Annotated in this window: 1 protein-coding gene; it reads left to right on the forward strand. The window is 56.1% G+C overall.

Annotation, left to right across the window (positions count from 1 at the left end):
• Positions 1-108 precede the first annotated feature (108 nt).
• On the forward strand, positions 109-458 hold a 350-nt coding region (locus HBA93_RS18610; RefSeq protein ID WP_221724291.1), incomplete at its 3' end, for a hypothetical protein.

Genomic DNA, 458 nt, shown 5'->3' on the forward strand with positions numbered 1-458 from the left:
GAAATCGCCGATCCAGAGCGCGTAAATGCCCTTGAAGTCGCTCAAAGAGCGATAGAAAAATTCCGGCCGGCACAGGCTCCCCATGTCACTTCATGGGATGGAATCTATATGGCGACGACTGAAGCCGGCGAAGGCTATCATGGCCGTTTCACCGGCGCAGCCGGACCGAATTTCATGATGCAGCGCTATGATGGCTCGATCATCGTTGGCAATGTCATCGATCTGCCTGAACACCGTCCGCAATCAGGCGACGAAATAACCTTTATTGCGTCCGGGCTCAGTCAACAGGTGCAGAACCTAAGCCCATTGATCAGCGCAGTGCAGGATTGGCCTCAAAGCGTCTCGCAGACCGTGGCTGAAAGGATCGAGACGCTGCCAGAAGTCCGAACCTTCAGAGCAGACCTTGCAAAAGCCGTCGCCGCAGTCTGGCAAGATCCGCAAGCCGTGCTGGCCGAGCT

Source organism: Ochrobactrum sp. SFR4, assembly GCF_019730395.1.
Taxonomy (GTDB): Bacteria; Pseudomonadota; Alphaproteobacteria; order Rhizobiales; family Rhizobiaceae; genus Pseudochrobactrum.